Consider the following 1207-nt stretch of genomic DNA (forward strand, 5'->3'; position numbering starts at 1 on the left):
GGCGACATCGCGACAAAGTTCCTTGCTGCGGTGCTGGCGCAGCCCAAGGTCAAGAAGCTCCTGTCCACGGATCACTTCTCGGTCGACGGGACGCTGATCGAGGCCTGGGCGTCGATGAAAAGCGTCAAACCGAAAGACGGCTCGGGCGAGCCGCCAACTCAAGGCGGCGGGCGCAACGCTGAAGCGGATTTCCATGGCCAGAAGCGGTCGAACGATACGCATGCCTCGACCACCGATCCTGACGCCAGGCTCTATCGCAAGGGTAAAGGCAAGGAGACGAAGCTGTGCTTCATCGGGCATGGGTTGATGGAGAACCGCCACGGCCTGCTGGTCGATGCCTGCCTGACGCTGGCCGACGGACATGCTGAGCGAGTGGCGGCCTTGCACATGATCGAGCCGCGCGCCGACCGGCCGCAGGCGATCACGCTTGGCGCCGACAAGGCCTATGACGCGGAGGACTTCATCAATGAGTTGCGCTCGCTGAAGGTGACGCCGCACGTGGCGCAGAATACCAGCGGCCGCAGCTCAGCGATCGACGGCCGGACGACGCGGCACGGCGGCTATGCCGTCAGCCAGCGTATTCGCAAGCGCATTGAGGAGGCGTTCGGCTGGATCAAGACGGTTGCCGGTCAGCGCCAAACCAAGTTGCGCGGCCGGGACCGCGTCGGATGGGGCTTCACCTTCGCTGCCGCCGCCTACAATCTGGTGCGGCTGCCGAAGCTCATCGCTGGGACCAGCTGACATGGCCAAGGTTCCAGCCATAGCCAAGGCCTTTGCCGGTCGATGGCGTATCGTCGAAATGGATGTCTGGGACAATGATTTCCTCGATCTCGTCGAAGAGGCGCATCTGACGTTCAAAGGCGCGGCGGACGGCGAGATCGGCTTCGGCGCCCTCAAAGGCTTCCTTGATGTCCGCTACGGCGCGCGAGACGGCTCGGCCTGCGCGGAATTCTCGTGGGAGGGTCACGACGAAAGCGATCCCGCTTGCGGTCGCGGATGGGCGATGATCGGCACCGCGGGTCGCCTCGTCGGGCCACTTCTACATCCACAATGCCGACGATTCAGGCTTCGTCTGCGAGCGCGCCTGACTTCTTCAACAGCCTGCTAGGTCAGGGGTTCTCAGGATTAGCCTCGGGCTGGCGAACCTTCGTATTGTGGCGGACATTGCGTGGCCCGGCGGTGTGCTGGGAGCCATCGTCGGCACGCT

1 protein-coding gene and 1 pseudogene are annotated in these 1207 nt (G+C 63.9%); both read left to right on the plus strand.

Going from position 1 to position 1207, the window contains the following annotated elements; all coding sequences use genetic code 11:
* On the plus strand, positions 1–741 hold a 741-nt coding region (locus AC0L24_RS33785), incomplete at its 5' end, for an IS5 family transposase (protein ID WP_473565077.1).
* Position 742: 1 nt separating this feature from the next.
* Positions 743–1088, plus strand: a pseudogene (locus AC0L24_RS33790) (hypothetical protein).
* Positions 1089–1207: the final 119 nt, after the last annotated feature.

Source organism: Mesorhizobium sp. WSM4809, from assembly GCF_055811655.1.